27 protein-coding genes and 2 tRNA genes are annotated in these 26,333 nt (G+C 71.1%); 8 read left to right on the top strand and 21 right to left on the bottom strand.

Annotation, left to right across the window (positions count from 1 at the left end):
* Positions 1-5: 5 nt before the first annotated feature.
* On the bottom strand, positions 6-944 hold the full coding sequence (gene deoC, locus ACQPZZ_RS04595; RefSeq protein WP_432929248.1) for a deoxyribose-phosphate aldolase: 939 nt from the start codon (positions 942-944) through the stop codon (positions 6-8).
* Positions 945-1,142: 198 nt separating this feature from the next.
* Between deoC and ACQPZZ_RS04590 the strand changes: the two genes are divergently transcribed.
* Positions 1,143-1,310, top strand: coding sequence for a hypothetical protein (locus tag ACQPZZ_RS04590; RefSeq protein WP_432929246.1), 168 nt, complete (start codon positions 1,143-1,145; stop codon positions 1,308-1,310).
* Positions 1,311-1,442: 132 nt separating this feature from the next.
* On the top strand, positions 1,443-4,310 hold the full coding sequence (locus ACQPZZ_RS04585) for a helix-turn-helix transcriptional regulator (protein ID WP_432929244.1): 2,868 nt from the start codon (positions 1,443-1,445) through the stop codon (positions 4,308-4,310).
* On the opposite strand, the gene ACQPZZ_RS04580 is transcribed toward ACQPZZ_RS04585, so the two are convergent.
* The 10 genes from ACQPZZ_RS04580 to ACQPZZ_RS04535 all read right to left on the bottom strand — a co-directional run bounded on the left by ACQPZZ_RS04580 (position 4,307) and on the right by ACQPZZ_RS04535 (position 9,216).
* Positions 4,307-4,876, bottom strand: coding sequence for a TMEM165/GDT1 family protein (locus ACQPZZ_RS04580; protein WP_432929242.1), 570 nt, complete (start codon positions 4,874-4,876; stop codon positions 4,307-4,309). The two genes, ACQPZZ_RS04585 and ACQPZZ_RS04580, sit on opposite strands and share 4 nt — an antisense overlap.
* Before the next feature lie 212 nt (positions 4,877-5,088).
* Positions 5,089-6,138, bottom strand: coding sequence for a UDP-N-acetylmuramate dehydrogenase (locus tag ACQPZZ_RS04575; RefSeq protein ID WP_432929240.1), 1,050 nt, complete (start codon positions 6,136-6,138; stop codon positions 5,089-5,091).
* Between the two features lie 129 nt (positions 6,139-6,267).
* On the bottom strand, positions 6,268-6,639 hold the full coding sequence (locus tag ACQPZZ_RS04570; RefSeq protein WP_432929238.1) for a hypothetical protein: 372 nt from the start codon (positions 6,637-6,639) through the stop codon (positions 6,268-6,270).
* Between the two features lie 55 nt (positions 6,640-6,694).
* Positions 6,695-7,123 (bottom strand): MaoC family dehydratase, encoded by a 429-nt coding sequence (locus ACQPZZ_RS04565; RefSeq protein WP_363645737.1) that lies wholly within the window; start codon positions 7,121-7,123, stop codon positions 6,695-6,697.
* Positions 7,124-7,125: 2 nt separating this feature from the next.
* Positions 7,126-7,575 carry an FAS1-like dehydratase domain-containing protein gene (locus ACQPZZ_RS04560; protein ID WP_432929236.1) on the bottom strand — a complete coding sequence of 150 codons (450 nt, stop codon included), beginning with the start codon at positions 7,573-7,575 and terminating at the stop codon, positions 7,126-7,128.
* Between the two features lie 224 nt (positions 7,576-7,799).
* Positions 7,800-7,964 carry a 50S ribosomal protein L33 gene (gene rpmG, locus ACQPZZ_RS04555; RefSeq protein ID WP_036325591.1) on the bottom strand — a complete coding sequence of 55 codons (165 nt, stop codon included), beginning with the start codon at positions 7,962-7,964 and terminating at the stop codon, positions 7,800-7,802.
* Positions 7,965-8,044: 80 nt separating this feature from the next.
* Positions 8,045-8,118 (bottom strand) — tRNA-Met (locus tag ACQPZZ_RS04550).
* A 177-nt stretch (positions 8,119-8,295) separates the two neighbouring features.
* A tRNA-Thr gene (locus ACQPZZ_RS04545) sits at positions 8,296-8,368 on the bottom strand.
* Positions 8,369-8,461: 93 nt separating this feature from the next.
* A complete protein-coding gene (locus tag ACQPZZ_RS04540; RefSeq protein ID WP_432929233.1) occupies positions 8,462-8,947 on the bottom strand; it encodes a hypothetical protein in 486 nt (161 codons plus the stop codon).
* A 59-nt stretch (positions 8,948-9,006) separates the two neighbouring features.
* Positions 9,007-9,216: a transposase gene (locus tag ACQPZZ_RS04535; protein ID WP_432929231.1), complete on the bottom strand. Its 210-nt coding sequence runs from the start codon at positions 9,214-9,216 to the stop codon at positions 9,007-9,009.
* Between the two features lie 145 nt (positions 9,217-9,361).
* On the opposite strand from ACQPZZ_RS04535, the gene ACQPZZ_RS04530 reads away from it, so the two are divergent.
* Positions 9,362-9,982 (top strand): hemerythrin domain-containing protein, encoded by a 621-nt coding sequence (locus ACQPZZ_RS04530; protein WP_432929229.1) that lies wholly within the window; start codon positions 9,362-9,364, stop codon positions 9,980-9,982.
* Here ACQPZZ_RS04530 and ACQPZZ_RS04525 read toward each other — a convergent pair.
* Together ACQPZZ_RS04525 and ACQPZZ_RS04520 are read right to left on the bottom strand one after the other, a co-directional pair.
* Entirely contained in the window at positions 9,963-13,283 is a 3,321-nt protein-coding gene (locus ACQPZZ_RS04525; protein ID WP_432929227.1) for a BTAD domain-containing putative transcriptional regulator, read from the bottom strand. The two genes, ACQPZZ_RS04530 and ACQPZZ_RS04525, sit on opposite strands and share 20 nt — an antisense overlap.
* 58 nt (positions 13,284-13,341) lie before the next feature.
* A complete protein-coding gene (locus ACQPZZ_RS04520) occupies positions 13,342-13,845 on the bottom strand; it encodes a C40 family peptidase (RefSeq protein WP_432929226.1) in 504 nt (167 codons plus the stop codon).
* Positions 13,846-14,053: 208 nt separating this feature from the next.
* On the opposite strand from ACQPZZ_RS04520, the gene ACQPZZ_RS04515 reads away from it, so the two are divergent.
* Entirely contained in the window at positions 14,054-14,389 is a 336-nt protein-coding gene (locus ACQPZZ_RS04515; protein WP_432929224.1) for an STAS domain-containing protein, read from the top strand.
* Positions 14,390-14,396: 7 nt separating this feature from the next.
* On the opposite strand, the gene ACQPZZ_RS04510 is transcribed toward ACQPZZ_RS04515, so the two are convergent.
* From ACQPZZ_RS04510 to ACQPZZ_RS04480, 7 genes are all read right to left on the bottom strand, one after another.
* Entirely contained in the window at positions 14,397-16,553 is a 2,157-nt protein-coding gene (locus tag ACQPZZ_RS04510; RefSeq protein WP_432929222.1) for a transglycosylase domain-containing protein, read from the bottom strand.
* Positions 16,554-16,621: 68 nt separating this feature from the next.
* Complete coding sequence (bla, locus tag ACQPZZ_RS04505) at positions 16,622-17,545, bottom strand: class A beta-lactamase (protein ID WP_432929220.1); 924 nt, start codon at positions 17,543-17,545, stop codon at positions 16,622-16,624.
* Between the two features lie 121 nt (positions 17,546-17,666).
* Positions 17,667-19,139 carry a SulP family inorganic anion transporter gene (locus ACQPZZ_RS04500; protein ID WP_432929218.1) on the bottom strand — a complete coding sequence of 491 codons (1,473 nt, stop codon included), beginning with the start codon at positions 19,137-19,139 and terminating at the stop codon, positions 17,667-17,669.
* A 69-nt stretch (positions 19,140-19,208) separates the two neighbouring features.
* Positions 19,209-19,829: a carbonic anhydrase gene (locus ACQPZZ_RS04495; RefSeq protein ID WP_432929216.1), complete on the bottom strand. Its 621-nt coding sequence runs from the start codon at positions 19,827-19,829 to the stop codon at positions 19,209-19,211.
* A gap of 158 nt (positions 19,830-19,987) precedes the next feature.
* Entirely contained in the window at positions 19,988-20,377 is a 390-nt protein-coding gene (locus tag ACQPZZ_RS04490; RefSeq protein WP_432929214.1) for a hypothetical protein, read from the bottom strand.
* 280 nt (positions 20,378-20,657) lie between these two features.
* Positions 20,658-21,023: a DUF2809 domain-containing protein gene (locus ACQPZZ_RS04485; protein WP_432929212.1), complete on the bottom strand. Its 366-nt coding sequence runs from the start codon at positions 21,021-21,023 to the stop codon at positions 20,658-20,660.
* 31 nt (positions 21,024-21,054) lie between these two features.
* Entirely contained in the window at positions 21,055-21,876 is an 822-nt protein-coding gene (locus ACQPZZ_RS04480; RefSeq protein ID WP_432929210.1) for an SDR family oxidoreductase, read from the bottom strand.
* A gap of 216 nt (positions 21,877-22,092) precedes the next feature.
* Between ACQPZZ_RS04480 and ACQPZZ_RS04475 the strand changes: the two genes are divergently transcribed.
* Positions 22,093-22,560 (top strand): MarR family winged helix-turn-helix transcriptional regulator, encoded by a 468-nt coding sequence (locus ACQPZZ_RS04475; protein ID WP_363645707.1) that lies wholly within the window; start codon positions 22,093-22,095, stop codon positions 22,558-22,560.
* 39 nt (positions 22,561-22,599) lie between these two features.
* Here the strand turns inward: ACQPZZ_RS04475 and ACQPZZ_RS04470 are convergent, their stop codons facing one another.
* Positions 22,600-23,178 (bottom strand): DUF1707 SHOCT-like domain-containing protein, encoded by a 579-nt coding sequence (locus ACQPZZ_RS04470; protein WP_432929207.1) that lies wholly within the window; start codon positions 23,176-23,178, stop codon positions 22,600-22,602.
* 389 nt (positions 23,179-23,567) lie between these two features.
* On the opposite strand from ACQPZZ_RS04470, the gene ACQPZZ_RS04465 reads away from it, so the two are divergent.
* From ACQPZZ_RS04465 to ACQPZZ_RS04455, 3 genes are all read left to right on the top strand, one after another.
* A complete protein-coding gene (locus tag ACQPZZ_RS04465; RefSeq protein ID WP_432929205.1) occupies positions 23,568-24,539 on the top strand; it encodes a hypothetical protein in 972 nt (323 codons plus the stop codon).
* A 38-nt stretch (positions 24,540-24,577) separates the two neighbouring features.
* Positions 24,578-25,147, top strand: coding sequence for a TetR/AcrR family transcriptional regulator (locus ACQPZZ_RS04460; protein WP_432929203.1), 570 nt, complete (start codon positions 24,578-24,580; stop codon positions 25,145-25,147).
* 106 nt (positions 25,148-25,253) lie between these two features.
* Positions 25,254-26,333, top strand: a complete 1,080-nt coding sequence (locus ACQPZZ_RS04455) for a hypothetical protein (protein WP_432929201.1) — start codon at positions 25,254-25,256, stop codon at positions 26,331-26,333.

Genomic DNA, 26,333 nt, shown 5'->3' with positions numbered 1-26,333 from the left:
AGCCCTCAGTCCAGCGTGAAGTAGTCGGGACCGGCGTACCGGCCGGTGGCCATCTTCTGCCGCTGCATGAGCAGGTCGTTCAGCAGCGAGGAGGCGCCGAGGCGGAACCAGTCGGCGTCCAGCCAGTCGGGCCCGGCGGTCTCGTTGACCAGCACCAGATACTTGATGGCGTCCTTGGTGGTGCGGATGCCGCCCGCGGGCTTCACGCCCACCTTGCGGCCGGTCGCGGCGAGGAAGTCGCGCACGGCCTCCAGCATGACGAGCGTCACCGGGAGCGTCGCTGCCGGCGACACCTTGCCGGTCGAGGTCTTGATGAAGTCCGCCCCGGCGATCATCGCGAGCCAGGAGGCCCGCCGCACGTTGTCGTACGTCGCGAGCTCGCCGGTCTCGAGGATCACCTTGAGGTGACTGTCGCCGCACGCTTCCTTTGTGGCGACGATCTCCTCGAACACCTTGAGGTAGTCGCCGGCGAGGAAAGCGCCGCGGTCGATGACCATGTCGATCTCGGCCGCTCCCGCGGCCACGGCGAGGGACGTCTCGGCGACCTTCACCTCCAGCGAGGACCGGCCGCTGGGGAACGACGTGGCGACGGAGGCCACCTTCACGCCCGACCCCGCGAGGGCCTCGGCGGCGGTCGCCACCAGGTCGGGGTACACGCAGACGGCGGCGACGGGCGGCACTGAGGAGTCGGCGGGATCGGGCCGCACCGCCTTGGCGCACATCGCCCTGACCTTGCCGGGGGTGTCCGCGCCTTCCAGGGTGGTGAGGTCGACCATCCCGATGGCCATGTCGATGGCCTGTTTCTTGGCGGTCGTCTTGATGGATCGCGTGCCCAGCATCGCGGCCCGTCCGTCCGCCCCGACCCGGTCGACCCCGGGAAGGCCGTGCAGGAACGCCCGCAACGTCGAGGGTGAGGAGGCGACCTCCGCGAGCGGAGTAGTCATAGTTGGCACGGAACCAGCATCCCCGACCACTTGGATTGATTCCAAACCCGGGTTCCTAAGGCATCGCCTTATCCGCCTTAGAAGTCCTACGGCCCCTGACCGTGCCAGAGATAAGGCATCCGCCCGATGTGCCGCCCCACGCCTTAGACCGAACCTTGAAGAGTACGGAACAGAGGCCCGAAACAAGGAGACACAGCGATGGGTCCGGAACTGCAGTACCAGGTGATGATCAACCGGGCGGCCCAGCTTCAGGAGGAGGCCGCGAGCCACCGGCGCGCCCGCGAGGCGCAGGCGGCGACGAAGGGCCGGCAGCGCGCCGGTCAGCGTCGGCTGCGTGCGGCCTTCGGCAAGCTCCGCACCTCATGATTCTCCCGCGAAGGCCCGGCCGGATCCTCCCTCCCGGCCGGGCTTGTCAGCCGCCTTGAGCCCCACAGGCCACACAGGTCTGACCAGAAAACCAGGCGAAGCCACGCAAAGGGTCATGACATGCTTTACGACATGACACGCCGGGCGGTTAGCCCCGTCTTCGTCGGGCGGGACGCGGAGCTGGAGACCCTGGGCGAGGCCTACGACCAGGCCCGTAAGCAGGCCACCGCGGCGGTGCTCATCGGCGGCGAGGCGGGCGTGGGGAAGACCCGCCTCGCGGGCCGGTTCGCCGAACAGGCCGCACAGGACGGCGCCCACGTGCTCGTCGGGGGCTGCGTGGAGCTGTCCGCCGAGGGCCTGGCGTACGCGCCGTTCACCGCGGCGCTGCGGCAACTGGTAAGGGAGAGCGGCGCGGCCGAGATCGCCGCCCTGCTGCCCGACGGCGCCGCCCGCGACCTGGCCAGGCTGCTGCCCGAGTTCGGCGAGCCGAGCGGCGACGGGGAGACCGAGTCGGCCCGTGCCCGGTTGTTCGAGCTGATCCTCACCCTGCTGGAACGCCTCGCCGAGCGGCGGCCGGTGGTGCTCGTCATCGAGGACATCCACTGGGCCGACCGCTCCAGCCGCGATCTGATCGCCTTCCTCAGCCGCAACCTCAGGACGGCCCCCGTCCTGATGGTGATGACGTACCGCTCGGACGAGTTGCACCGCACCCATCCTCTGCGGCCGGTGCTGGCCGAGCTGGGGCGGGTCGACGGCGTGGTCCGGGCGGAGCTGCCCCGCTTCACCCAGGACGAGGTCGCCGCGCAGATGGCCGGGATCCTCGGGGTGACCCCCGAATTCGCCAAGGTCGACCGGGTCTTCGAACGCAGCGGCGGCATCCCGCTGTTCGTGGAGGCGCTGCTCGACTGCGGCGACGAGTGCTCGTTCCCCGACTCGCTGCACGACCTGATCATCGGCTCGGTGGAGCGGCTGCCCGAGGAGACGCAGCGGGTGCTCAGGGTCGCCGCCGCCGGGGGCGTACGCGTCGGGCACGACCTGCTCGCGGCGGTCAGCGGACTGTCCGACGTCGACCTGGAGAACGCGCTGCGGCCGGCCATCGCCGCCAACGTCCTGCAGGTGGCCGACGGCGGGGTGTACGCGTTCCGGCACGCCCTGATCCGCGAGGCGGTCCACGACGAGCTGCTGCCCGGCGAGCACGCGCGGATGCACGCGCGGTACGCCGAGGAGATCGACCGCGACCGCACCCTGGTGCCCCCGGGGCGGGCGGCCATCGAGATCGCCCACCACTGGTACTCCGCGCGCGACGACCTGTGGGCGCTGATCTCGGCCTGGGAGGCGGCCGAGAAGGCGGCCAAGTCGTTCGCCTACACCGAGCAGATCCAGCTGCTCGAACGCGTGCTGACGCTGTGGGACAAGGTGCCCGACGCCGCCGAGCGCATCGGCCACGACCACTGCACGGTGCTGGAACGGGCCTCCGAGGCGGCGTACGTCAGCGGCGAGATGGAGCAGAGCCTCAAGTATGTGCGCGGCGCGCTGGCCGAGCTCGACGAGCGGAACGCACCGGAACGGGTGGCCGAGCTCCTGGTCCGCATGGCGAACGTCAAGTCCCAGAAGGGCAAGCCGGGGGGGCTGGAGGACCTGCGGCGCGCCGAGCGGCTGGTCCCGCGGCCGGGCGACATCCGCGCGCTCGTGCTGACCCGGCTGGGTCAGGTGCTGATGTGCAGTGACGGGGTCGTCGAGGGGACCGCGCTCACCGAGGAGGCGCTGCGCATCGCCCGCGAGACCGGCGACGAGGCCCAGGAGGGCGACCTTCTGATCAACCTCGCGCTCGGCCACTCCATCAACGGGGATCTGGAGACCACGTTCGCGCTCAACGACCGCGCGCTGGCGATGGGCACCCGCCTCGACTCGCCCCGGATCATCCTGCGCGCCCTCGGCAACAACGTGGACGCCCTCGACAATCTCGGCCGCTCCCAGGAGGCCGTGGAGCTCGCCCTGGAGGGCGAGAAGCTCGCCCGGCGGTACGGCAGGTTCCGTCACCAGGGGGTGTTCATCGCCAACAACCGGGCGGAGGCGCTGGAGTCGCTCGGCCGGTGGGACGAGGCCGTCGAGGTCATCGAACGGTCCATGACCATGGGCCCCACGATGCGTACCCGCTGGCACATGCTGCGCGTCCGGGCGGACATCGCGATCGGGCGCGGCGAGGAGGAACTGGCACAGGACATCCTCACCGAGGTCGGCGCCTTCTCCCCGCATCGCGACGAGCACACGCAGGAGTGGACGAACAACACCCGTCTGCGCGTCGCGTGGCACCTGCTGCGCGGCGAGCCGCTGCAGGCCCTGGACGTGCTGGAGGCGGCGCTGGACAACCCGCCGCTGGCCCGCAAGGCCATGCTCGCCGGGCGGCTGCTCGCGTCGGTCCGGTACGTCTGCGACGCGGCGGCGCCGGTCGCCCCCGAGCGGGTCGAGCGCGTACGCGCCATGGGCGACCGCCTGGCCGAGAACCTCGGCGACGGGCCGGTGAACGAGGCGTTCGGGCTGGTGTACCGGGGTGAGTTCGACGCCGCGGCCGAGGCGTGGCGACGGCTGGGCCGTCCGTACGTCCGGGCCAAGGCGCTGTTGCACGGCGCCCTGGCCGCCGCCGCGAGCGGCGACCGCGAGGGGGCCTCCGCTCGGCTGCGCGAGGCCTGCCCGCTCGCCGTCGCGCTGCGCGCCACCCCTCTGGTCACCCAGATCGAGACGCTGGCCCGCCGCGTCGGCTCGCCCCTCTCCGACGCCGCGCCGTCCGAGCCCGTACGGCAGGCCGACCTGACCCCTCGCGAGCTGGAGGTGCTGCGCCTGGTGGCGGCCGGGCGCAGCAACCGGGACATCGCGGCCGAGCTGTTCATCTCGGCCAAGACCGTCAGCGTGCACGTGTCGAACATCCTGCCCAAGCTGGGCGTGTCGACCCGGGGAGAGGCCGCCGCCGCAGCCCACCGCCTGTCCCTGCTCGACTCCTAGGCGATCAAGGGCTCGATCAACAGCAGCACGCCGAAGACGGCGAACGCGGCGGCCGCGCCATACTTGATCCACTTCTCGGGCAGGCGCGTGCCGAGGAACCGGCCGACCAGGATGGCCAGCGCGTCGGCGGCGACCATGCCGACGGTGGAGCCGACCCACGTGCCGAACCAGCCGTGCTGGGTGGCCAGCGTGATCGTGGCGAGCATCGTCTTGTCGCCCAGCTCGCTGAGGAAGAACGCCACGGCGACCGCGACGAACGCGTTGCGGGTGGTCTTGGCCGCCTTGCCCTTCTCCTCCTCGGTGAGTTCGTCGCCGCGCAGCGTCCACGCCGCGAACGCGAGGAACGCGAGGCCGGCGACGATCGAGATGGCGGTGGTGGGGAGGGCGTCGCCGACGACCCGGCCGAGGCCGACGCTGACGAGGTGGACGAGCGCGGTCGCGACGGTGATGCCGGCCAGCACCGGCCACGTCTTGAACCGGGTCGCGAAGGTCAGAGCCATGAGCTGGCTCTTGTCGCCCAGCTCGGCCACGAAGATGACGACGAGGGAGATCCAGAGGGCTTGCACGGGGTCGCCTTCCTTGAGGGGAGGTGCGACCGGGCCGCCGTACGACACCCGGGGAGTGCGGGCACGACTTCGGCCCGGCAGCATGTGTTCATGACTGTCGGGCCGAAGGTCTCGTCCGCCACGAGGGCTCCACGACCGGGCGTGCGAACGCCAGTGTGTCGATCAGTGGATTTCGGACTACTCCCCTTCGGTGTTATCCCAGTTTAACCGAGCTAAAGACTCACTCCCACCAGCACGGGCTCGTTGACGAGCCACACTCCGAACTTCTCGTGCACGCCGTCGCGCACCTCGCGGGCCAGCGCCAGCAGCTCCTCCGCGCCCGCCTCGCCGGTGGGGTTGGTGAGGGCCAGCGTGTGCTTGGTCGAGATGCGGGCCCGGCCCCTCTCGTAGCCCTTGGGGAACCCGGCGTTCTCGATCAGCCACGCCGCCGGGACCTTGACCGTGCCGTCGGGCATGTCCCAGCGGGGATGTCCGGGCGCCCGCAGCGCCAGGGCCGCCGCCTCATCCGGGCCGAGCACGGGGTTGGTGAAGAACGACCCCGCGCTGCGCGTGTCCGGGTCGTCGGGATCGAGCACCATGCCCTTGCCCCGCCGCAGCTCCAGCACGGCCTCCCGCGCGTCGGCCAGCGGCACCCGCGCGCCGATCTCCACCCCGAGGCGGACGGCCAGCTCCTTGTAGGCCACGGGCCCCGACAGCGGTGAGCGCTCCAGAGCGTAGGTGACGGCCAGCACCAGGTGCCGGCCGGGGTCGTGCTTGAACGCGCTGTGCCGGTAGGCGAAGCCGCACTCGGCCGCCGTGAGGTCTGCCACCTCGCCGGTCATCCGGTCGTACACGCGGACGCCCGCGACGGTCTGCGAGACGTCCTGCCCGTACGCGCCGACGTTCTGGATAGGGGTGGAGCCCACCAGCCCGGGAACCCCCGACAGGCACTCGACGCCCGACCAGCCCTCGGCCACGCAGCGGGCGACCAGGGCGTCCCAGTCCTCCCCCGCCTGCACGGTGACGCGCACACGGCCGTCCTCGGCCATGGCGTCGACGCCTTGGGTCGCGACGCGCACCACAAGCCCGTCGAACCCGTCGTCGGACACCACGAGGTTGCTGCCGCCGCCGAGCACCAGCACGGGCTCGCCCTCGCGGTCGGCCTCGGCCACGGTCGCGACCAGCTCGTCCTGCGTCTCCACCTGCGTGAACGCCCGGGCGGGCCCGCCCGTACGCAACGTGATGTACGGGGCGAGCGGCACCCCTGCCAACCGGTCAGCCATCGGTCTCCTCACGCATCCCCCGGGCTGTGTGAACGACCAGGATAGCCACCCTCCCCCCGCCCCTCTGTCCCTGTGATCTTGTGGTTCGTCGCAGAACATGCGGTATCGCGAAGTGGCATCAGTGCGAGATCACGGCTGGGGGTGGTCCTCGGGGTCGTCGGTGGGGTCGTTGGCGGCTATCGACTCGTCGACCCTCGAGGTGGCCGAGCTGCCGTCCCACAGGAGCTGGGAGGCGACCACCGACGCCTCGCCCGAGGGCGTCAGCGCGGTCTCGATCGTCCCACCGGGGGCGACGTCCCGCTTGGCCTCGGCGATCTCTTCCGGGCCCGCGGCCCCGGCGGCCTGCTTGGCGTTCCGCGCCCGCGGCGACGGCATCGCGCCGCCGTGGGCGTCGCCGGCCTTGCCGGGGTCCTGGGTCTCCGCGGCGACGCCGGCGACGTCACCGCTCTCCCGCTGGGTGGTGACCGGCTCGTTCTTGGCTTCGATGTCTCGCTCGCTCACGACCCGACCGCTACCCAGCACCGCCACGGCCAATCGACCGGTCGGAAGATGCCGGTCAGGAGAGCTGGACCACCGCGCGGGCCTTGGACAGGACGCGGGCGTCGCCGGACCTCGCGGTCAGCGCGACGACGACGCGCTTGTCCTCGCGCTTGTCCTCGATGATCCCGCTGATCGTGATCGTGGCGCCGTTGTCGTCGTCGGGCACCACGACCATGGACGAGAAGCGCACGCCGTAGTCCACCACAGCGCCGGGGTCGCCCGCCCAGTCCGTGACGAACCGGCCGCCCTGCGCCATCGTGTACATGCCGTGCGCGATGACGTCGGGCAGTCCGACCGCCTTCGCGTGCCGCTCGTTCCAGTGGATGGGGTTGAAGTCGCCGGAAGCCCCGGCGTACCTCACCAGGTCCACCCGGCGGACCCGATACTCGACGGCCGGGATCTCCTGGCCGGTCTCCACCTCGTCGTACTTGACCGTCGCCGCCATGATCAGGCCGCCCCTCCCCGCTCCACGATGGTGTTGTACGTCCGGCAGACCAGTTCGCCGGAGGTGGTCGAGACGTCGCTGCGCAGGGTCAGGAACTCGTTGCGGCCGACGCTGCGGATCTCCGCGATGGTCGAGGTGCACACCAGCTCGTCGCCCGCGTGAATGGGCCGCTCGTACTCGAACCTCTGCTCACCGTGCACGACCATCGCGAAGTTGAGCCCGAGGCCGGGGTCGGCGAGGGCGTCGCCGTTCCCGAGAAGGCTGAACACGATGGGGAACGTCGGCGGCGCGACGACGTCCGGGTGCCCGGCCGCCATGGCGGCCCGCCTGTCGTGGTAGATCGGGTTGGAGTCGCCGATCGCCGTGGCGAACTCACTGATCTTCACGCGGCTGACCTCGTAGGGCGCGGACGACTCGTACGTCCGTCCGACGAAATCGCGGTTCAAAGGCATCGGGCCGGGCTCCTTCGGATGAGCTGGGTAGGCCGTACCGTAACAAAACGATCCCCGGTAGGCGGGTACCGCCACCGGAGATCAACGCTATCGAAGCACCGCGGCCCGGCGCCCTCCGGACACAGCAAATCCGGACACGACAAACCGGCGCCCCCAAAGGGGAACGCCGGTGTCGGAAGTGCGGTGGGGTCCTGAAGTGGTGCCTACGAAACCGTGCGCCGGAACTAGCGGGTCTCGCGGTGCGCCCTGTGCGTCTTGCAGTTGGGGCAGTACTTCTTCAGCTCAAGCCGATCCGGGTCGTTGCGCCGGTTCTTCCGCGTGATGTAGTTGCGGTGCTTGCACTCCTGGCAGGCCAGCGTGATCTTCGGCCTAACGTCTGTGGCAGCCACGTGGGAGTGCCTTTCTGCGTTCGGGACTACTGGACAACCCGCACCGGGGCCGCCTTGTCCAGGTGACCCGGGGAGGGTAGTAGCGGAGGCCGGACTTGAACCGGCGACACAGCGATTATGAGCCGCTTGCTCTGCCTGACTGAGCTACTCCGCCTTGACCGGAATGCATCCGGCCACGCAAGGATACCCGACCTGTACGGCTATTCGCGCATCGGGATCAGCCATGATCGAGGTCGGTCTTCCGGCGGGGACAAGATATCCCCACCAAGCCGAAAGCCCCACCCCGCAGCGCTCAGTCAGAAACACTGCTTGGATAGGACTTCTCGACTAGAGCCCCCAAACGGAATCGAACCGTTGACCTTCTCCTTACCATGGAGACGCTCTGCCGACTGAGCTATAGGGGCGGGCCCGCTTGTCGCTCTCGCGCTGCGGACAGGTGTAACCATACACGGCCACGGCGGCGTACGCGAATTCGAATCACCCCCGGCTCAGGGCGCTCAGGGCGTCGGCAGCACTCCGGACAGATCGGCCTCAGGACGGTGCCGAACCGGCACGTCGGCCGTGATCGCGTACCGGCTGAAGTAGCCCTTGCCCTTGACCGGGACCACGCTGCTCAGCGTCACCGTGGCGTCGTACGGCGCGTCGGCGCACTCGGGCAGGCACCAGGTGCCGCTGAGCTTGCCCGCGCCGGTCGCCCGGGTCGGCCCCCAGGTCCGCCAGGTGACCGCCCTCAGCGCGCTGAACTCCGAGAGCACGAGGTTCGCCGGCCGCTGGTCGGCCCTGCCCCGCTCGGCGTTCTGGAAGTTGAGCACGTACACCGGCGTCTCCGCCGCGGATCGCGTGAGCGCCGATCCGCAGCCGCCGACGGCGGCGCCGAGCGCGGCCGATCCCAGGACGGCCGCGGCGAGCGCGGAGACGGTGCCAGGCAGTCTGGCGGGCGGTCTGGCAGGCAGCCCGGACGGCGGCCCGGAAGGCAGGCGCATCGTTTCCCCCTCGGCACTCTGAGTGCCCAGGGCAGACGGCTGTTACGCCTGTGACCCGGCTACTTGACGGCCGAACGGGCGGCCGCGTCCCGGGTGGGCAGCGGGATCACCTCACACAGGTCGGCGAGGTCGACATATCGGGCGACCTCCTCGACCGACGAGCAGTCGGCCACCACACGGCCGTTTCGCCGCACCCGCAGCACCTGGCGGTCTCGGCGGTACGCGGGAACGATCTCGTATCCGTCCGGTCCCACCCATCGGCTGTCCATAGGGGAACAAAGCTATCGGGTTTTCCCCAGACCTATCTCCCGTCCCACCAGAATCGCCTTAAGTAGGGTCTTAATCGACCCCAAGTGCCGGGCCGCACAGTGAGCGTGACACACCACAGACCCCGCGTTCACGAAGGGCCCCGCGATGTCCGACACCCCCAACCTCCTGGGCTTCCGCATCACGCATCGGGCGATGCGCACCGACTCCCGCCGCCTCGCCGACGTCACCGCCGAGATCGCCGCGGGCCGGCAGCCGTGCGGCCGGGAGCGCGCCGCCGCCATCCGCGAGTACGTCACCAAGCTGTGCCGCGGCATCCATCACCATCACAAGGCGGAGGACGATCGCCTGTGGCCCCTGCTCGTCCGGTCCGCGGGCGCCGAGATCGACCTGAGCGAGCTGAGCGAGGACCACTCGGAGCTCGACCCGCTGCTGGAGGAGATCCAGACGGCCGCGGGCGATCCGGCCGAGCTGGCCAAGCCGCTGCGCCGTCTGGCCGACCTGCTCGACGAGCACATCGAGGAGGAGGAGCGCACGATCTTCCCGATCATCATGCGACACGTCTCAGGCAAGGACTGGGAGGAGCTGGAGCAGTATGTCCGCAAGGGCGGAGACGTGCGCTTCGAGCTGCCCAGGATCGAGCAGCACGCGCGGCCGGAGGAGATGGCGGAGCTGCGCAAGCTGGCCGGACCCGCCCTGGTGGTCATGCTGGCGCTGCTGCGCCGCGCCCACCGCCGCCGCGAGCGCCTCATCTTCGGCGCGGCCTGAGCGCTGCGTCGTCAAGCCCACGGCGGGCGGCCTCCACCCAGTGCGGAGAGCCGACCTGCCCGGCCACCTCGGCGGCCCGCAGGTAGTGGGCCTCGGCGTCGCCGGGCCGCCCCAGGAACACCGCCAGATCGCCGAGCGAGTGCGCGACCGGCCCGAGCGTGACCGAGCCCGAGCGCAGGCCCGCCAGCTCCCCGTCGTACGGCAGGAGCAGCCGGTAGCACTCCCCGGCCACCTCGCGGTCGCCGAGCGTGATCGCGTTGTCCGACCGCAGGGACATCAGCACCAGCCAGTAGTAGTCCCGCCGCGGCCGATGCGCGGCCCGCCACACCGTGCGCGCCTCGTCCGTACGGCCGGCCGCGACGAGCGCGCGGGTGTAGAACTCGCCGAAGTCCCCGGGCAGGCGCTCCCACCGCGCGGCGATGTCCGCGACCGCCTCCTCGGCGCGCCCCGCCGCGAGCAGAACCACGTACCGGCCGACCACCCCCACCATCGCGCCGTTGGCGTCCCCGGTGCGGGCCAGTCGCTCGCCGAGCTCGGCATAGGCGCGTTCCGCCCGGTCGAACTCGCCCTTCACGAGCAGGTGCAGGGCGTCGAGGAAAGCCAGGATGCCGAGGGCCAGGCCGAGCTGGCCGCTGGTCGACAGCTCCATCGCCTTACCGGCGTGCGTACGCGCGGTGGCCCAGTCGTTGCGGGACAGGGCGACCATGAGCAGCGCGAAGTGGCCGAGCGTCTGGTAGCCGAGGAGCCCTGCGGCGGCCGAGGCGGCCAGCAGGTCGTGCCCGAGCGCCTCCAGTCCTGCCCGCCTGTCCGGCGTCAGGCAGGCCCAGTAGCGGGCGTTGAGCGCCATGCACCGCAGGCGCGGGTCGCCGAGGGCGTCCGCGATCGCCAGGGCCTCGGCGCTCGCGCTCTCGACGCGCTCCGCGTCGTGCCCTTCGAGAGCGTGGCAGAGGGCGACGAGCATCCGGCAGCGCAGTTCTCCGGCCTCCGCGGGCAGCGAATCCCCGATCGCCTCGACGAGATCGGGATCGAGGGCGCGGCCCGGCTGAATCGTCCAGATGACCGGCGCGTCGAGTGAGGAGACCGCCCGCGCCACCGCGCCGCGGTCCCCCGTCTGGCGGGCCACCGTCAGCGCCTTCCTGCGGTTGCCCACCGCCGTGATCACGTCGCCCGCGTGCGCCTGCGCGGACACCAGCCGGCACAGCAGGTCGAGGCGGACCTCCCGGGGCGCGGCGTCCGCCCCCTCGCTCAGCAGGTCGAGCGCGCCCAGCGCGCCCTCCAGCAGCGCCGCCGCCTCCCTGTGGGCGTACAACGCGGTCGCCTGGGCGGCGGCCCGCGCCGCGTACTCGGCCGCCGTGAGGGCGGTCGCGGTGGTCGCGGCGGCGAGCGCGTGGTGCCCGAGCGCCCCCACGTCGCCGGGGCGCACCCGCTCCAGCGCCGCGAGGGCCTTCCCGTGCATGCGCGTACGGCGCAGCCGCGGGATGTCCTCATACAACGTCTCGCGGACGAGCACGTGGGCGAACCGGACGCGGCCGGGGCGCGGCTCCTCCAGCAGACCGGACAGCACGCCCGCCTCCAGGCCGTCGAGCACGGTCTCCTCGTCGGCCCCCGGCATCGCGATCAGCACGTCCGCGTCGGCCTCGCGCCCGAGGACGGCGGCGTTGCGCAGCGTGGTCCGCGCCGTGGCGGGCAGCCGGGCGAGGCGGCGGCGGATGAGATCGCGCACGCCGGGCGGCAGGGCGTGGGCCGCCGACGGGCCGTCCACCGCGAGCAGCCGGGCCGTCTCGGTCACGAACAGCGGGTTGCCGCCGGTCCGCTCGGTGACCGTGCGCACCGTGTCCTCGTCGATCTCCGTGCCGGAGCGTTCCACGAGCAGGCGGGCCACCTCCGGCTCCCCGAGGCCGCCCAGGGTGACGTTCTCCGCCGTCTGCACCGCGAGCGCCGCCCCGGTGGCCGTGAGCTCGTCGTCCGCCTCGGCCGGCCGGTGCGTCAGCAGGACGAGGACCGGCGTCCCGGCCAGGCGGCCCGCCAGGTGACGCAGAAGCTGGAGGGTCTCCTCGTCGGCCCGGTGCACGTCCTCCAGCACGATCAGCAGCGGTCCCGGCACGCGCTCCAGATAGTCGCCGGCCGCCCGCGCCAGCCAGAACTGGCCCACGGGCGCGGCGTGGTCGGTGAGCAGCGGCGCCAGGCGGGCCGCGGTCTCGGGTTCGGGCGGGCAGGCCTCGGACAGGTCCCGCAGCACCTCGCTCCACGCCCACGCGGGCGGCACGCCGCCGGTCGTCTCGGGGCAGCGGCCGACCACCGTCTGCCAGCCGTCGGCCGCCAGGCGTCGCATGAGCGCGTCGGCCAGGGTGCTCTTGCCGGAGCCCGCCTCGCCGCCGAGCCAGGCGATGCGGAACCCGGCCCTGGCCCGCTCCGCCGCCGCGGCCAGCCGGGACAGCTCCGCGGTACGGCCGACCATGCGGACGGGCCCGGCACCCGCCGCCGGCACCGGGGCGGGATCGGGCGCGGGAGCCGCGCGTACGGGCACCCTTCGTACGGGAACCGCGGCCACGGGAGCCGGGGACGCGGGAGCCGGGGTCAGCGAATCGGCCTGCGCGAGGATGTCGGCCTCCAGCGCGCGCAGGGCGGGCCCGGGATCGACGCCGAGCTGGTCGGCGAGCAGCTCACGGGTTCTGCGCAGGGCCGACAGCGCCTCCCCCTGCCGCCCGGCCCGGTAGTAGGCGAGCGCGAGCAACCGTACGGCGTTCTCGCGCAGGGGATGCGCGGTGAGGTGACGCTCCAGCTCGGGCACGACCTCGGCGTGGCGGCCGAGCGCGAGCCCGGCCTCGGCGCGGTACTCCACCGCGACCGCCCGGAGCTCGTCCAGGTGGACCACCTCGGGGACGGCCCACTCCTCCTCGGCGAACTCCGCGTACGCCGGGCCGGTCCACAACGCCAGGGCCTCGTCCACGACGTCGAGCGCCCGCCCGGGCCGCCCCTCGGCGAGCAGATCGGCGGCGGTCTCGACCAGCCGGGGGAAGCGCCAGGCGTCCACGTCGCCGGGCTCCAACGTCAGCCGGTAGCCGGGGGGAGCGGTGACCAGCACGCGCGCGGCGGCGCGGGGGGCGCGGTCCGGCTCCAGCACCCGCCGCAGGTTCGACACGTAGACCTGGAGCGCCGCCAGCGCACGCGGCGGCGGCTGGCCCCTCCACAGGTCGTCGACGAACCGGTCGGTCGACACCACGTGCCCCTGAGCGCAGACCAGCCGGGCCAGCACGGCACGCTGGAGCGAGGTGCCGAGGTCCGCCCGGTGACCGTCCACCTCTGCCGCGATTCGCCCTAAAACCCGCAGTCTTACCATGACGGGGCAAGCATAGGGATCAGACCGGATAGTGGTAGTAACCGAGCAGGTCGTCCAGCACGGACACGTCGTCCATGCGGATGCGTGTCCCGGTGGCGAACGCGTTGATCATTTTTCCTCCGCCGACGTACACCCCGACGTGGTGGGTTCTGCCGGGCCTGCCGTAGAAGACCAGGTCGCCGGGTTGCGGCACGCCGACCCGGCGCAGCCTGCCGAGGTGGTCGTCGGTGTTGCCGGGGCCGAGCACGTCGCCGCCGAAGGCCAGGCCGTACACCCAGCGGGTGAACCCCGAGCAGTCGAAGCCGCGCGTGCGGCTCGCCGGGCAGGGCCTGATCGAGCCGCTGTAGCCCCGGCACGTCCCCGGCCGCGCGGCGTGCCCCCCGCCCCACGAGTACGGAAGGGTGCCCTGGGCCGCGTACGCGACGGCGACGGCCCTGGACAGCTCCTCGTCGAGCGGCGCCGATCCCACGGCGGCCAGCGCGACGATCCCTCCGATCACCAGCAGCCGGCGTTTGACCCCCATGGATCGGGACAATAGCCACTCGTCTCTTTCTTGACCATGGAAGCTTTACTCCACTCGATCGACGCACCGGAGGGGGATTGTTACCCTGAGTGCGGCTCGGCTCATACGTTCATCGGTTTGTCCGTCGAAGCGCTTCGTCCGTCGCCCCGGACCTCCCCGTCCCGCTCCCCCGGCGGTCCCCGGCGCAAGGAGAGCGAAGGGAACCACCGTGGAGACGTGGACGGCACAACCCCCTCCCCCCACCCGCTGGTGGGTGCTCGGGCTGCGCGGAGAGCTGGATCTCCACGCGGTGCGGCGCCTGCACGAGCCGCTGCGCGCGCAGATCGAGGCCCGCGGCCCGTGGCTGGCCCTGGACCTCAGCGAGGTCCGGTTCATCGACACCACGGGCGTGGGGCTGCTCGTGCGCCTGCTGCACAACCTGCGCGACAGGAACGGCGATCTGGCGCTCATCGCGCCGGGCGGTCAGGTGCTGCGCATCCTGCGCTGGACGAACCTGACCCGGCTGTTCCGCGTCCTCGACACGGCCGACGCGCTGAGCGACTGATCCCCGCTCAGTTCGGGGTGATCTGCACCGGCGTGTCGCCGCCACCACCGCCGCCCGCCGGGCCACCGCCCCCCGTGGGAGGCGTCACGGACACCACGCGCCGGCAACTGTCGCCGCAGCCGCCGAACCGCTCGGTGTCGACGGGCGTGAACTCCGTCGGCGGCACCCCGCGCAGCGCGCCCAGCATGGTGTCCTTCCAGATCGGCCCGGGGACGCTGGCGCCGAACACCGAGCCGTAGTAGCGGCCGCCGATCGTGACGCCGTTCAGCTTGTACTTCGACGTGCCACGGGGGTCGCCGAGGCTGACCGCGCCGGCGAGGTCGGGGGTGAACCCGGCGAACCAGGCGGCGGAGGAGAGGTCGTTGGTTCCGGTCTTGCCCGCCGCGTCGCGTCCGATGCCGCCGACCGACGCCATCGTGCCCTTGGTCAGGACGCCGGACAGCACGTGCGCCGCCGCGTCCGCCACCTCGGGGTCGAAGGCCTGGCGGCACTTCGGGGTGTAGTCCGTGGTCTTGCCGGTGCTGTCGGTGATCCGCGTGATCGCCATCGGCGCGCAGTACTTGCCGCGCGCGCCGATCGCGGCGTAGGCGCCTGCGACCGTGACCGGGTCCATCTCGTTGATGCCGAGCGTGAACGTCTCGTACTCCTGGAGCGGGGCGCCGTCGGCGCGGTGGATGCCCAGCGACTTGGCCGTCTTGACCACGTTGCACAGCCCGACGCGGCGTTCCAGCTCCATGAAGAAGGTGTTGACCGAGTGCCAGGTGCCGGTCTGCAGGGTCAGCCAGCCGGGCGAGCCCTCGTCGTTGGTGACGGTGTGATTGACGTCGCCGATGCCCTGGCCCGAGCAGGTGGTGAACGTCGACAGGCTCGGGGCGCGGTAGCCCGCGCCCACGCTGAAGCCGTCGTTGATCTTCATGCCCTGCTTCAGCGCCGTGAGCAGGGTGAACGTCTTGAACGTCGAACCGGCCTGGAAGCCGATGCCGCCGCCGTGCGCGACGTCGGCCACGAGGTTGTAGGACACCTCTTTCTTGCTCTTGCGGGTGCCGTACGGACGGCTCGCGGCCATCGCCTTGATCGCCCCGGTGCCGGGCTGCACCAGCGCCTCGGCGGCCACGGGATCGTCGGACGGGTGCACCCACTTTTTGATCGCCCTGTCCGCGGCGGCCTGCATTTTGGGGTCGATCGTGGTCCTGATGGTCAGGCCTCCGCGGTTGAGGAACGCGAGGCGCTGCTTGGCCGTCTTGCCGAAGTCGGGGTTGCTGAGGATCTCGTTGCGCACGTACACGCAGAAGTACGGATACGTGCTCGACTCGCAGCCGCCGGGCAGCGGGGTCCCCTTGTAGCCGAGCCTGGCCTTCTTCGCCTCGGCCGCCTGCTCCTTGGTGATCTTGCCCAGCTCGGCCATCCGGTCGAGCACGACGTTGCGCCGCTTCAGCAGCCGGTCACGGCTGGTCTTGCCCAGGTTGGGGTCGGTGGCGTTGGGGTCCTGCACCGCTCCCGCCAGGGTCGCCGCCTGCGGCAGCGTCAGCTTGCTCGCGTCGACCCCGAAGAACCGCTTGGCCGCCGCCTCGACACCGTACGCGCCCGCGCCGAAGTAGGCGATGTTGAGGTACTTCTCCAGGATCTGGTCCTTGGAGTACTTCTTCTCCACACCCATCGCGTATCGCAGCTCGTTGAGCTTGCGGGCGTAGCTGGCCTCAAGGGCCTTGTTCTTCTCCGCCTCGGTCTGGGCGGCGTTGAGCAGCACCTGCTTGACGTACTGCTGGGTGATGGAGGAGCCGCCCTGGGCCACCCCGCCCGATTGCAGGTTCCTCGCCAGGGCGCGGAAAGTGCCCTCGAGGTCGATCGGGCCGTGCTCGTAGAACCGGTAGTCCTCGATCGAGATGATGGCCGTCTTCATGATGTCGGCCATCTGGTCGAGCGGGACGACCTCGCGGTACTGCTCGTAGAACCGCGCGATCTCGTGGCCCTTCACATCCTGCACGACCGAAACCTGTGCCAGCGGGGGCTCGGCGAGGTCCCGGGGCTCGAGGCCCACGTCCTCGACGGCCGACACCAGCCCGACGCCCGCGCCTCCCACCGCCGGCAACGCGATCCCCGCGACCAGCACGCCCGCCGCCGCTCCCATGGCGGCCAGACGCAGCACCTTCCCCGTGGCGTTCACAGGATCCTCCCCAAATGGCTATAGACAAGGTTATGGGGCCGTAAAGCGCGGCCGGCCCATACCGTGGGTCATGCCAGCCGGCCGAGGCCGCGCGCGAGCGCGGTCGCCGTCCTCGCGACGACCGCGTCGTCGCCGGCGTCGTCGGCGGCCCGGCGGTTGGTGTAGATCGCCATGATGATCGGGGCGGCTCCCTTGCCGGGCCAGACGACGGCGATGTCGTTGGCGGTGCCGTACGTGCCGCCGGTGCCGGTCTTGTCGCCGACGATCCACGTCTTGGGCAGCCCGGCGCGGATGCGCGCGTCCCCGGTCGTGTTGTCACGCAGCCACCCGATCAGCCGCGACCGGTCCTTCGCGCCGAGCGCGTCGCCCACGGTCAGCGCACGCAGGTCGCGGGCGACCGACGCGGGCGTCGTGGTGTCCCGCTTCTCCTTGGGCGACCAGACGTTGAGCTCCGTCTCCCACCGGTCGAGGCGGGAGATCGGGTCCTTGAGCGTGCGGAAGTAGCGGGTGAGTCCCTTCGGCCCGCCAATCCGCTTCAGCAGCATGTTGCCCGCGGTGTTGTCGCTGTAGATGATCGCCGCCCGGCACAACTCCGCGAGGGTCATGCCGTCTTTCACGTGCTTGCCGGTCTCCGGCGAGTTCGGCTTCACCTCGCCGGCCGTCCAGTGGACGACCTTCCGTGTCAGTTCGCGGTCGCTGGTGCGGGCCAGCACCGCCCCGGCGGCGATCGCCTTGAAGGTGGAGGCCAGCGCGAACCGCTCGCCCGCCCGGTAGCCGATCGTCTTCCCGGTCGCCGTGTCGATCGCGTACGCGCCGATGCGGCCCTTGAAGGACGCCTCCAGCGCGCGCAGCGCCGTGGAGACGTCCGTCCGTGGCGCGGCGGCGGCCGCCGGCGCCCCGGCCGCCCCGGCCGCCGGCGTCGCGGCCGGGGCGGCCCCGACCAGGACGAAGACCGTCATCACCGCGGCCCTCACCGTCGCAGGGTGTCCCATGGAATGTCCTCGCTCTCGTTCGTCACCGGTCAGTCAGACGCAGGAGCAAACCAGAGTGTTCGGATCATGTCCAATATTCATATGGGCAGGTGACCGATATCAGTCTCTGAATGCATACAGGTCAGCCCGAGTGGATGAGGCGGACCGGTTCGGCGCTTCCGCTGTTGTGCCGTTCCGTCCACGTGGCCAACGCGGTACGGAAGGCGTGATCGAGGTGACGCAGCCCGGCCAGGTTCAGTTCGATCGGCCGGTCGGTCGGCAGGGACTCCAGGGTGTCGAGCATTTTCGGCAGCCGCAGGAAGGTGGCGTTGCCGGTGATGGCGACCCTCACCGGGCCGTCCCCCCGGTCGTCGACCTCGACGTGGATGTGCGAGGTCTCCCAGGCGCACTTGACCACGGCGAGCGCCAGGCCGATCAACACACCTTCGAACATGCTGACCGACACGATCGCCAGGGCGGTGACCGCGAGGATCACCGCCTCGCCCCGGTGGGTGCGCCACAGCGGGACCAGCTTCTTGACCGGCAGCAGCTTGAACCCGGCGTGGATCAGGACCCCGGCGAGCGCCGCGACGGGCATCAGGCCGAGTACGGCGGGCAGCAGCGCGGCGAACAGCAGCAGCCACACCCCGTGCAGCACGCGGGACAGCTTGGTCTTGGCGCCGGCGTGGACGTTCGCGGCGCTGCGCATGATGACCCCGGTCATGGGGAGTGCGCCGAGCAGCCCGCACAGGGTGTTGCCCACGCCCTGCGCGAGGAGCTCCTTGTTGTAGTCGGTGCGCGGCCCGTCGTGCAGCCGGTCCACCGCCGCCGCGCAGAAGAGGGTCTCCGCCGAGGCGATGAGGGCGAACGCCACGATTGTGGCGAGGAATCCGGCGTTTGCCAGTTGTCCGAACTGCGCCGGGCCCGGCGATTGGACCGCCTCCAGCACCCCCTGCACGTCGATTTTCGCCACAGGCAGGTCGAGCAGCGCGGTGGCGGCCGAGGCGAGGGCGACGGCCGCCAGCGCGCCCGGCACGACGCGCACTCGGGCGGGCATCGTGGACCACAGGGCGATCACGGCGATGGTGCCGGCGCCCACCGCGAAGGCGGTCGCCGCCGGGGCCGAGGTGACCAGCCCGGCGGCGAGGCCGGGCAGGCCGGCGATCTTGCCGAGCCCGCTCGCCGGTGCCGGGGTGTCGGCCATGGCGTACAGCTGCCCGGCGATGATGACCAGCCCGATCCCGGCGAGCATGCCCTCCACCACCGCGACGGAGATGGCCCGGAACCAGCGCCCCAGCTTGAGGGCGCCGAGCAGGAGTTGCAGCAGTCCGGCGCCCAGGACGATGACGCCGAGAGCGGGCAGACCGTAGGTGTCGACGGCCTCGGCGACCAGGACGGTGAGACCGGCCGCGGGGCCGGAGACCTGAAGGCTGCTGCCGGGCAGCAGGCCGACGACCAAGCCGCCGACGATACCGGTGATCAGGCCGAGTTCGGCCGGCACGCCGGAGGCGACGGCCACGCCCACGCACAGCGGCAGGGCGACGAGGAAGACCACCGTCGAGGCGGTCAGGTCGGTACGCAGCGCACGCCGGAGCGATGAGTTGACGGCAGGCAAGGAAGGTCCTTCCACAAACGGGGAGACAGTGGCTTTCGGGTCGGGTGCCGTACGGAACCGCGCCGGCCGTCACAGCGGCTCGAAGGCCCCCGTACCGGGCCGATGCGTGAGAACCCGGCCCGTCTCAACCGTGTAGAACCAGGCGTGCAGGCGCAGCCGTCCGTCCGTCAGGCGCCGGGCGACGCAGGGATAAGTCCGTAGGTGCTCCAGCTGGGTCAGCACATGGCGTCTGGTCACGGCGTCGGCGTCTACGTCGGCGTCGCCGAGTGACGGGGACGGCTCCCGCTCCGCCGGCGATGCGGGCCGGTGACCGGCCCAGTCGATCCAGCGCTCCACCAGTGGCATGTCCGTGACGGTCGGGCGGTGGATCAGGGCGCGCACGGCGCCGCAGTGGGAATGCCCGCAGACCACGATGTCGGGCACGTGCAGCGCCTCGACGGCGAATTCGAGCGTCCCGGCCACCGCGCAGGCGGCCTGCGGGCGATAGCGCGGGACGATGTTGCCCGCGGTGCGCAGTTCGAAGATCTCACCGGGACGTGCGCCGGTGAACAACGACGGCATGACTCTGGAATCGGAGCAGGAGATGAACAGCGCCTGCGGCCGCTGGCCGCGTGCCAGTTCCGCGAACTCCTCCCGCCTGTCCTCGATCCGCTTGGGGAAAACTCGGGCGTGGTCGATGAGAGACCGCATGGATGACCTCGGGATCTTCCGTATGACAGGGACTCGGCATCGAGAGGTTCCGGACACGCCGCCGCCCTGTCCTGAGTTCGATGGGCAGGCGGAATGGACACGCCTCTGCCCCCTCGGGCACGACGGCGCGCGTCAAAGCGTCCGGAACGCCCTGTCTGTCAGCAGCGGAAGACCTGGAGGGTGGCGGGTGTCGGAGGCTGTCCCGCGTCGGCAGGAAGCCCGTCGCCCCGGACGAGACGCGCCGGCCAGGTGGCGGCGATCGGCGCGACGGCGGCCACGGCGCTCTGCGACAGCTGCCGGCGCGGGCAGGATGCGCATTTGTGGGGCTGACCGAGGGCGCGGAGAACGGCGGAGCCGCTCCCGTGATGGCCCGATGTGCCCTCCTGCTCCGTTTCCGGAGAGGGAGCCTCCTGATCGGCGGAGAACGGGGACGACACGACCATCCGGCCCGCCGCCGTGGCCGCATCGGCTCCGCGGTCGGGCAGGACGAGGACGAGAAGCAGAGCGGACACCAGCAGCGTGACAACCGACGCCGCTCCGCGCACCACCCGCGCCACTCTCACCGCCTCGCCAAAGTCGCCGAACTCGCCGGAACTGCGCCCAATCGGTTCCTCGTCACCGGTTCGTGTCAGCGAGCGAGAATCCCGAAGTTGAACAACATCTACACGCGACTTGACAGAGACGGCAAGACCGGGAGGAAGGGCCTTTTGTAAATTCTCAGTTACGGGCGGGAGGTTCGAAATGCGAATAATGTTCCAAGGCCATTGAGCAGGGCATACACCGCCCCGGAAAGGCGCAGGCCGGGCGGATGCCGTCGGACTGGTACTTCTATTTCGTACAGGCCGAATGGACGGCGTATCCGGCGGCGGCGCCCACGGCGTACCAGAACAGGTCGGGAGCGTTGAATGTCGTGCCGAGCACCAGCCGGGCCAGCGTGCTGCGCGCCGACAGCTCGGCCGGAACGCCGGTGAGCTGGGCGAACTCGACCAGCCAGCTCACAGCGAGCGCGACGGCCGCCGCCACGACCGGCCGGGCGCGCGGCGCGGCCGCGACCACCAGCGCGTACACGAGGAGGGTGTAGAGGAGGTCGCCCGCGTATTTCGCGACCGCGCCGGGCAGCAGGGCCCGGACCCCGAGGCCCGCGGCCACGACCACCACGGCGGCGGCCAGGGCGGCGATTCGGCGATTCGGCATCCGGAAACCCTATGCCGCGTCGCCACCACGGTCATACGCGGAAGTCGGCCGCATGGTCCTCCGCCCAGGTCGTGAAGGTCCGGGCGGGGTGACCGGTCAGCTCGGGCACCGCCTGCGTGAGCTCGACGGGGGTGCCGTCGTTGGACTGCCACCAGTCAAGCAGCGGATCGGCGTAGGCGGAGGGGATGTGCTCGGCCGTCTCCTGCTTCCATTCGCCGCGGGTGACCTGACGGAAGGGGATGGGCCGGTCGATCACCCGGCCGAGAATGCCGATCTGTTCGGCGAAGGTGAGCGACTCCGGGCCGGTCAAGGTGTATGGGCGCCCGCCGAGGCCGGGATCGGTGAGCACGGCGAGGGCGGCCTCGGCGACGTCGGCCTCGTGGATCGGATCGCTGTGGGAACCGGGGAAGGGCAGGCTTATCGGCCGGCCCGACCGCAGGCTCCAGCTCCACGCGAGCGCGTTGCTCGCGAACGATCCCGGCCGCAGCGACGTCGTGTGGAGACCGGAGGCCTCGAGGGCCTTCTCGACGTCCAGGTGGGAACTGGCCAGCGGGCTCTTACCGGCGTCCGGAGCGAGGACCGAGGAGGAGGACAGCAGCACGACGTGCTCGACTCCGCCGCCGACGGCCTCCTCGGCGAACGCGCCGATGCGGGACGGCTCGGCGTACAGGAAGACCGAGGTCACCCCCTTGAGCGCGGCCGCGAAGGTGGACGGGTCGGTGAGATCGCAGTGGACGGCGTCCGGGCCGTCGGGCCGGCTGGAGGCCGGGCGGACGGCGAGCCCGCGCTGACGCAGCAGGCCGACGAGGGTCCGGGCGACGGCGCCGCGGCTCCCGGTGACGAGAACGGTCATCTCGATGATTCCTTTCGATCGTGATCGGTGATGCTCCGGCGACGACTCGATGAGGGCACGCGCCGGGGCCGCTACGCGGCATGAGCCGCACGAGGCCATGGGCGGGCGAGGACGACGGCGGATAGACTGCCGACGTGACGCAGATGCTTTGCCGCACAGATGATGCGCGACAAAGAATCTGCGTGACGAAGATAAAACTGAGGCGTGGAGGGCCCGATGTCAAACCGAGCGGAGCTGCTGGCGCGCGTCGCGGCGGAGAGCCAGCGGCACTACGCGGCGTACACGCTGTTCAACCAGGCGATGGCCGACCGGATCGGGCTGCATCCGACGGACGTGCAGTGCATCGCGCTGCTCGACCTGGAGCCCGGGCCGGTCACGACCGGGGAGATCGCCCGGCTCACCGGCTTGGCGTCGGGATCGGCGTCCCGGTTGGTGGATCGGTTGGAGAAGGCGGGCTTCGTCCAGCGGCAGCCCGACCCGCACGACCGCAGGCGGGCGCTCGTCGCCCTGACTCCCGACGCGGCCACGCGCATCGCGAAGGCGTGGGAGACCCCGGGCAAGGCGTTCGGCGCGACGCTCGAGCGCTACACCGACGAGCAGCTGGAAATCATCGCCGACTATCTTCAGCAGGCCGGCGAAGTGGGCCGCGAGCAGGCGCGGCGGCTGACCGCCGAAACGCCGTAGCCGTTTTCGGACGAGAGGCGGCTTTCGAACGAAGGGCGGCTATCGGGCCACACGGTGAAAGCGCACCCAGATGTCGCCGCCGATGTGTCCGGACAACCGCAGCACGACGCCGTCCGGGTCGGGCGGCACCGGGGAGGTGTTGTGCACGCGTTTGTGCCGGATCCACCCGCCGGAGGTCACCTCGTCGGCGACGACCCGCCAGCCGACCGGCACCCGGATGATGACGTCGCCGAACATCGAGTCGCATCGGACGGTCATGTCGATCTCGCGGTGCGGGCAGTTCGCGTTCCGGAAGTCGACCACCGCCGTGCGCCACGTGCAGTCGAGCGTGATACGCGGCGGCACGGTCCATCGCCCGGCCTTCCTGACGGCCCGCGTCCCCCGGGTGAACAGCAGCAGTGCGTTCGCCGGCTCCGGCCGCCCGTCCCCCGCCGCGATTCCGGGCAGGTCCGCGACCAGGCCCTCCAGCTCGCCGTACGTCCGTGCGGCGTACACGCGGTCGAGCCGATCGGTCAGCTCGTCCAGGGTGATGCGACCTTCGCCGACCGCGCCGCGCAGCCTCTCCGCGATACGGTCCCTGTCCTGGTCTCCGGCGCGTAATTCCGCCTGGGCGCTCACGATTGAGCAGTTTAGTAATCGGTTTTTCACCCTCGCCAGGCGCGCATATCCGTTATCACCATCTCCACCTGACCGAAATATTCAATGCGTCGCGTTAGTTTGGGTGCATGCGCCGATCGCGCATCGCCCTTCACGCGGCCGTCGTCCTCACGCTCGTTCCGGGCGTCGTCGTGTACGGCGGCGCCGGGACCGTGGACGGCTCGCCGTCCCGGACGGCTCCTGGGCCGGTCAGGCCGTCACCACCCGGGCGGCCACGGCCGAGTTTCTGCCTCCGCTGACCACGGCTCCGCTTCGGAGGGGAGCGGTTGACGGTTAAGACGACCGGTCATATTGTTCCGTCAGCCGCTCGATCAAGAGCGCGAGCGGCGCAACCAGAAAGAAGGCCCCCCATGGCCAGCACGACGCCGGTCCCCGCCCGGCTCCCCCTCAACACCCTCGGCATCGGCTTCGGACTGTCCGGACTCGCGGGCACCTGGACGGCGGCCGGCCTCGCGCTCGGCGCCCCGCCGGCGGTCGGCGAGGCCCTCTGGGGGACGGCGGCGGCCGTGTGGGCCGGCACCCTCGCCCGATACGGCGCGCGGGTCACCCGCCTCGGCGACATCGCCGAGGACCTGCGCCACCCGGTCCTCGGGCCGTTCGCCGCACTCGCCCCCACCACCGGCTCGCTCCTCGCGGCGCACCTCGCGACGTACCTCCCGGGTCTCGGGACGGCGCTCGTCTGGACGATGCTCGCGATCACCGCGCTGTTCGGCGCGTGGTTCGTCGCCTCGATGCTCACCACGCCGCGTCAGCCCGCGACGCTGCACGGCGGATATCTCCTCCCGACCGTCGCGGCCTCCCTCATCGCCGCGCAGTCCCTCGCGACCGTCGGCCATCGGGCGGCGGCCACCGCGCTGTTCTCCGTGGGCATTCTCTTCTGGCTGCTGATCGGAGCCGTCCTCCTCGTGCGGTTCGCCACCGGCCCCGAGCTGCCCGGACCGCTCATGCCGACGCTCGCGATCTTCTCCGCGCCGCCCGCCGTCGCCGGCAACGCGTGGTGGGCGATCGCCGGCCCGCAGCCGGACACCGTGCACGAGGTGCTGCTCGGCACCCTCGCCGCACTGCTGCTGCCCCACCTGTTCCTGCTCCGCAGGTACGCGCGGATCCCGTTCGCGCTCGGTTTCTGGGCCTTCACCTTCACCACGGCGGCGAGCGCGACGTACGGCGTGCGCCTGCTGACCCTCACTCCGTCGCCGCTGCACACGGCGATCGGCTGGCTCGTGGTGGCACTGGCGACCGCCGTCGTCGGCGGCATCGCGGTCCGCTCGCTCGCTCTGCTCCCCCTGCCCCACCGCCGCGTGAAGCACGTTCAGCCGGTCTGATTTTTGACAACTCCAAGACGAACGGTCATATTGAAGCCATGCCTCAGGTGAGCGTGAAGAACAAGCTGGTCGAAAGCGCCGAGGACGTTTTCCGGCGGCAGGGGTTCAACGGCGCCAGCGTGCAGGACATCACCAGCGCCGCGGGCGTGCCCAAGGGGTCGTTCTACAACCACTTCGAGAGCAAGCAGGCTCTCGCCGTCGAGATCGTGCGGCGCTACGCACACGGCGCGAACCACGCCGTCCTCAACGGCGACGGGTCCGCCCTGGAACGGCTGCGCGCCCACTTCCTGTCCATGATCGAGCGGACCCGCGACACCGGCGTGGAGTTCGGCTGCCTCCTCGGCACCTTCGCCGGCGAGAGCAGCAGCGCGGGCGACCAGGTGCGTACGGCGGTCCGCGAGATCCTCGACGACTGGACCGAGGACGTGGCCCGCACCGTGCGGGCAGGTCAGGAGGCCGGCGAGATCACCTCGGCCCGTCCGGCGAGGACGCTGGCTGCCTTCCTCATCGACTCCTTCGAGGGCGCCACCCTGCGCGCCAAGACCATGGGAGACCAGTCGACCGTCGCCGAGCAGGTCGAGATCGCCCTCGGCGCGCTCCGCGCCTGATTCCCCCGTCCCCCCTTCCCGTTCGGAGGGGGGACATGTTTGCCCGGTAGCCACCGGGACATCAGGAGCTACGGCTGCTCCTCCTGATCCCCCAAGGTGAGGTCGCATGGCTGGGACCTACGTGCTGGCTCTCGGACCCTCGGGACCGACGCGCGCGAAAGCCGTCTCGCTGCAGGCACTGCAGTACACCGAACGCAAGGACCTCCAGCAATGGATCATCACGTACCCCGAACTGGTGGAGGAGGGACTGCTGGTTCTGACCGAGGAACACGACCGATGGGCGTCGGCGGACGGAGCGCCCGTCAAGGACCGTCTCGATCTCCTGGCCCTCGACCAGGCAGGGCGGCTGGTCGTCATCGAACTGAAGCGTGACGACGCGCCGACGGATGTGCACCTTCAGGCGCTCACCTACGCGGCGATGGTGTCGCGACTGACGGAGCAGGATCTCGCGGGGATACTGGCGAGGTTCTCGGAGAAGCGCGGAGAGCCGCTCACGGAGGAAGAAGCCGTCCGCCGGCTTCGAGAGCACGCCGGCGGCGAGGAGCTCGACCCCCAGATTCTCCGGCAGCCTCGCATCATCGTCGTGGCCAGGCGGTTTCCTCCCCAAGTCCTCTCTTCGGTGGTCTGGCTGAACGAGATGGGCATCGAGATCAAGCTCCTTCAGGTCCAGGCATGGCTGGCGGGCGGTTCCCCCGTGCTGACCTCGACCACTCTGTATCCGGTGCCCGGCACGGAGGACTTCGTCGTTCAGCCGATGCGCGAGGACAAGGCCAAGGCCGCTGCCCGAGCCGTGGAGAGCGGGCGCAACACGAGAGCGGTTCGCCGGATCGTCGAGAGGGGACTGATCGAGCCCGGAGCCGTGCTCCACCTGCGGCTCGAGCCCCCGGCGCCCGAGTTCTCTGCCGCGTTCGAGGAGATCGCGAAGTGGGTCGGGCAGGATCCCCGGCGTGGTAGGGCGACCTGGGTCGCAGACGCCTTCCGGCCTCTCAAATGGGCCTATGACGAGCAGCAATACCCACCCACGACCCTGATCAAGACAATCGTGGAACAGGTGACGGGAGACAGACCCGCCTCCGCGAACGGCGCGAAGTGGTGGTGCCTGGAGTCGGGGCTGACCATCGGGCAGGTCGCCGATCAGTCCGAGGGCGAGCTGCCGGCCGGCACCGTTTCCGGGGAGCCGGTCTGA

The sequence above is a fragment of the Microbispora sp. CA-135349 genome, from assembly GCF_050947365.1.
In the GTDB taxonomy this organism is placed as follows: domain Bacteria; phylum Actinomycetota; class Actinomycetes; order Streptosporangiales; family Streptosporangiaceae; genus Microbispora.
Note: the sequence above shows the minus strand (reverse complement) of the source record. Positions and strands in the feature narration are given on the sequence as shown.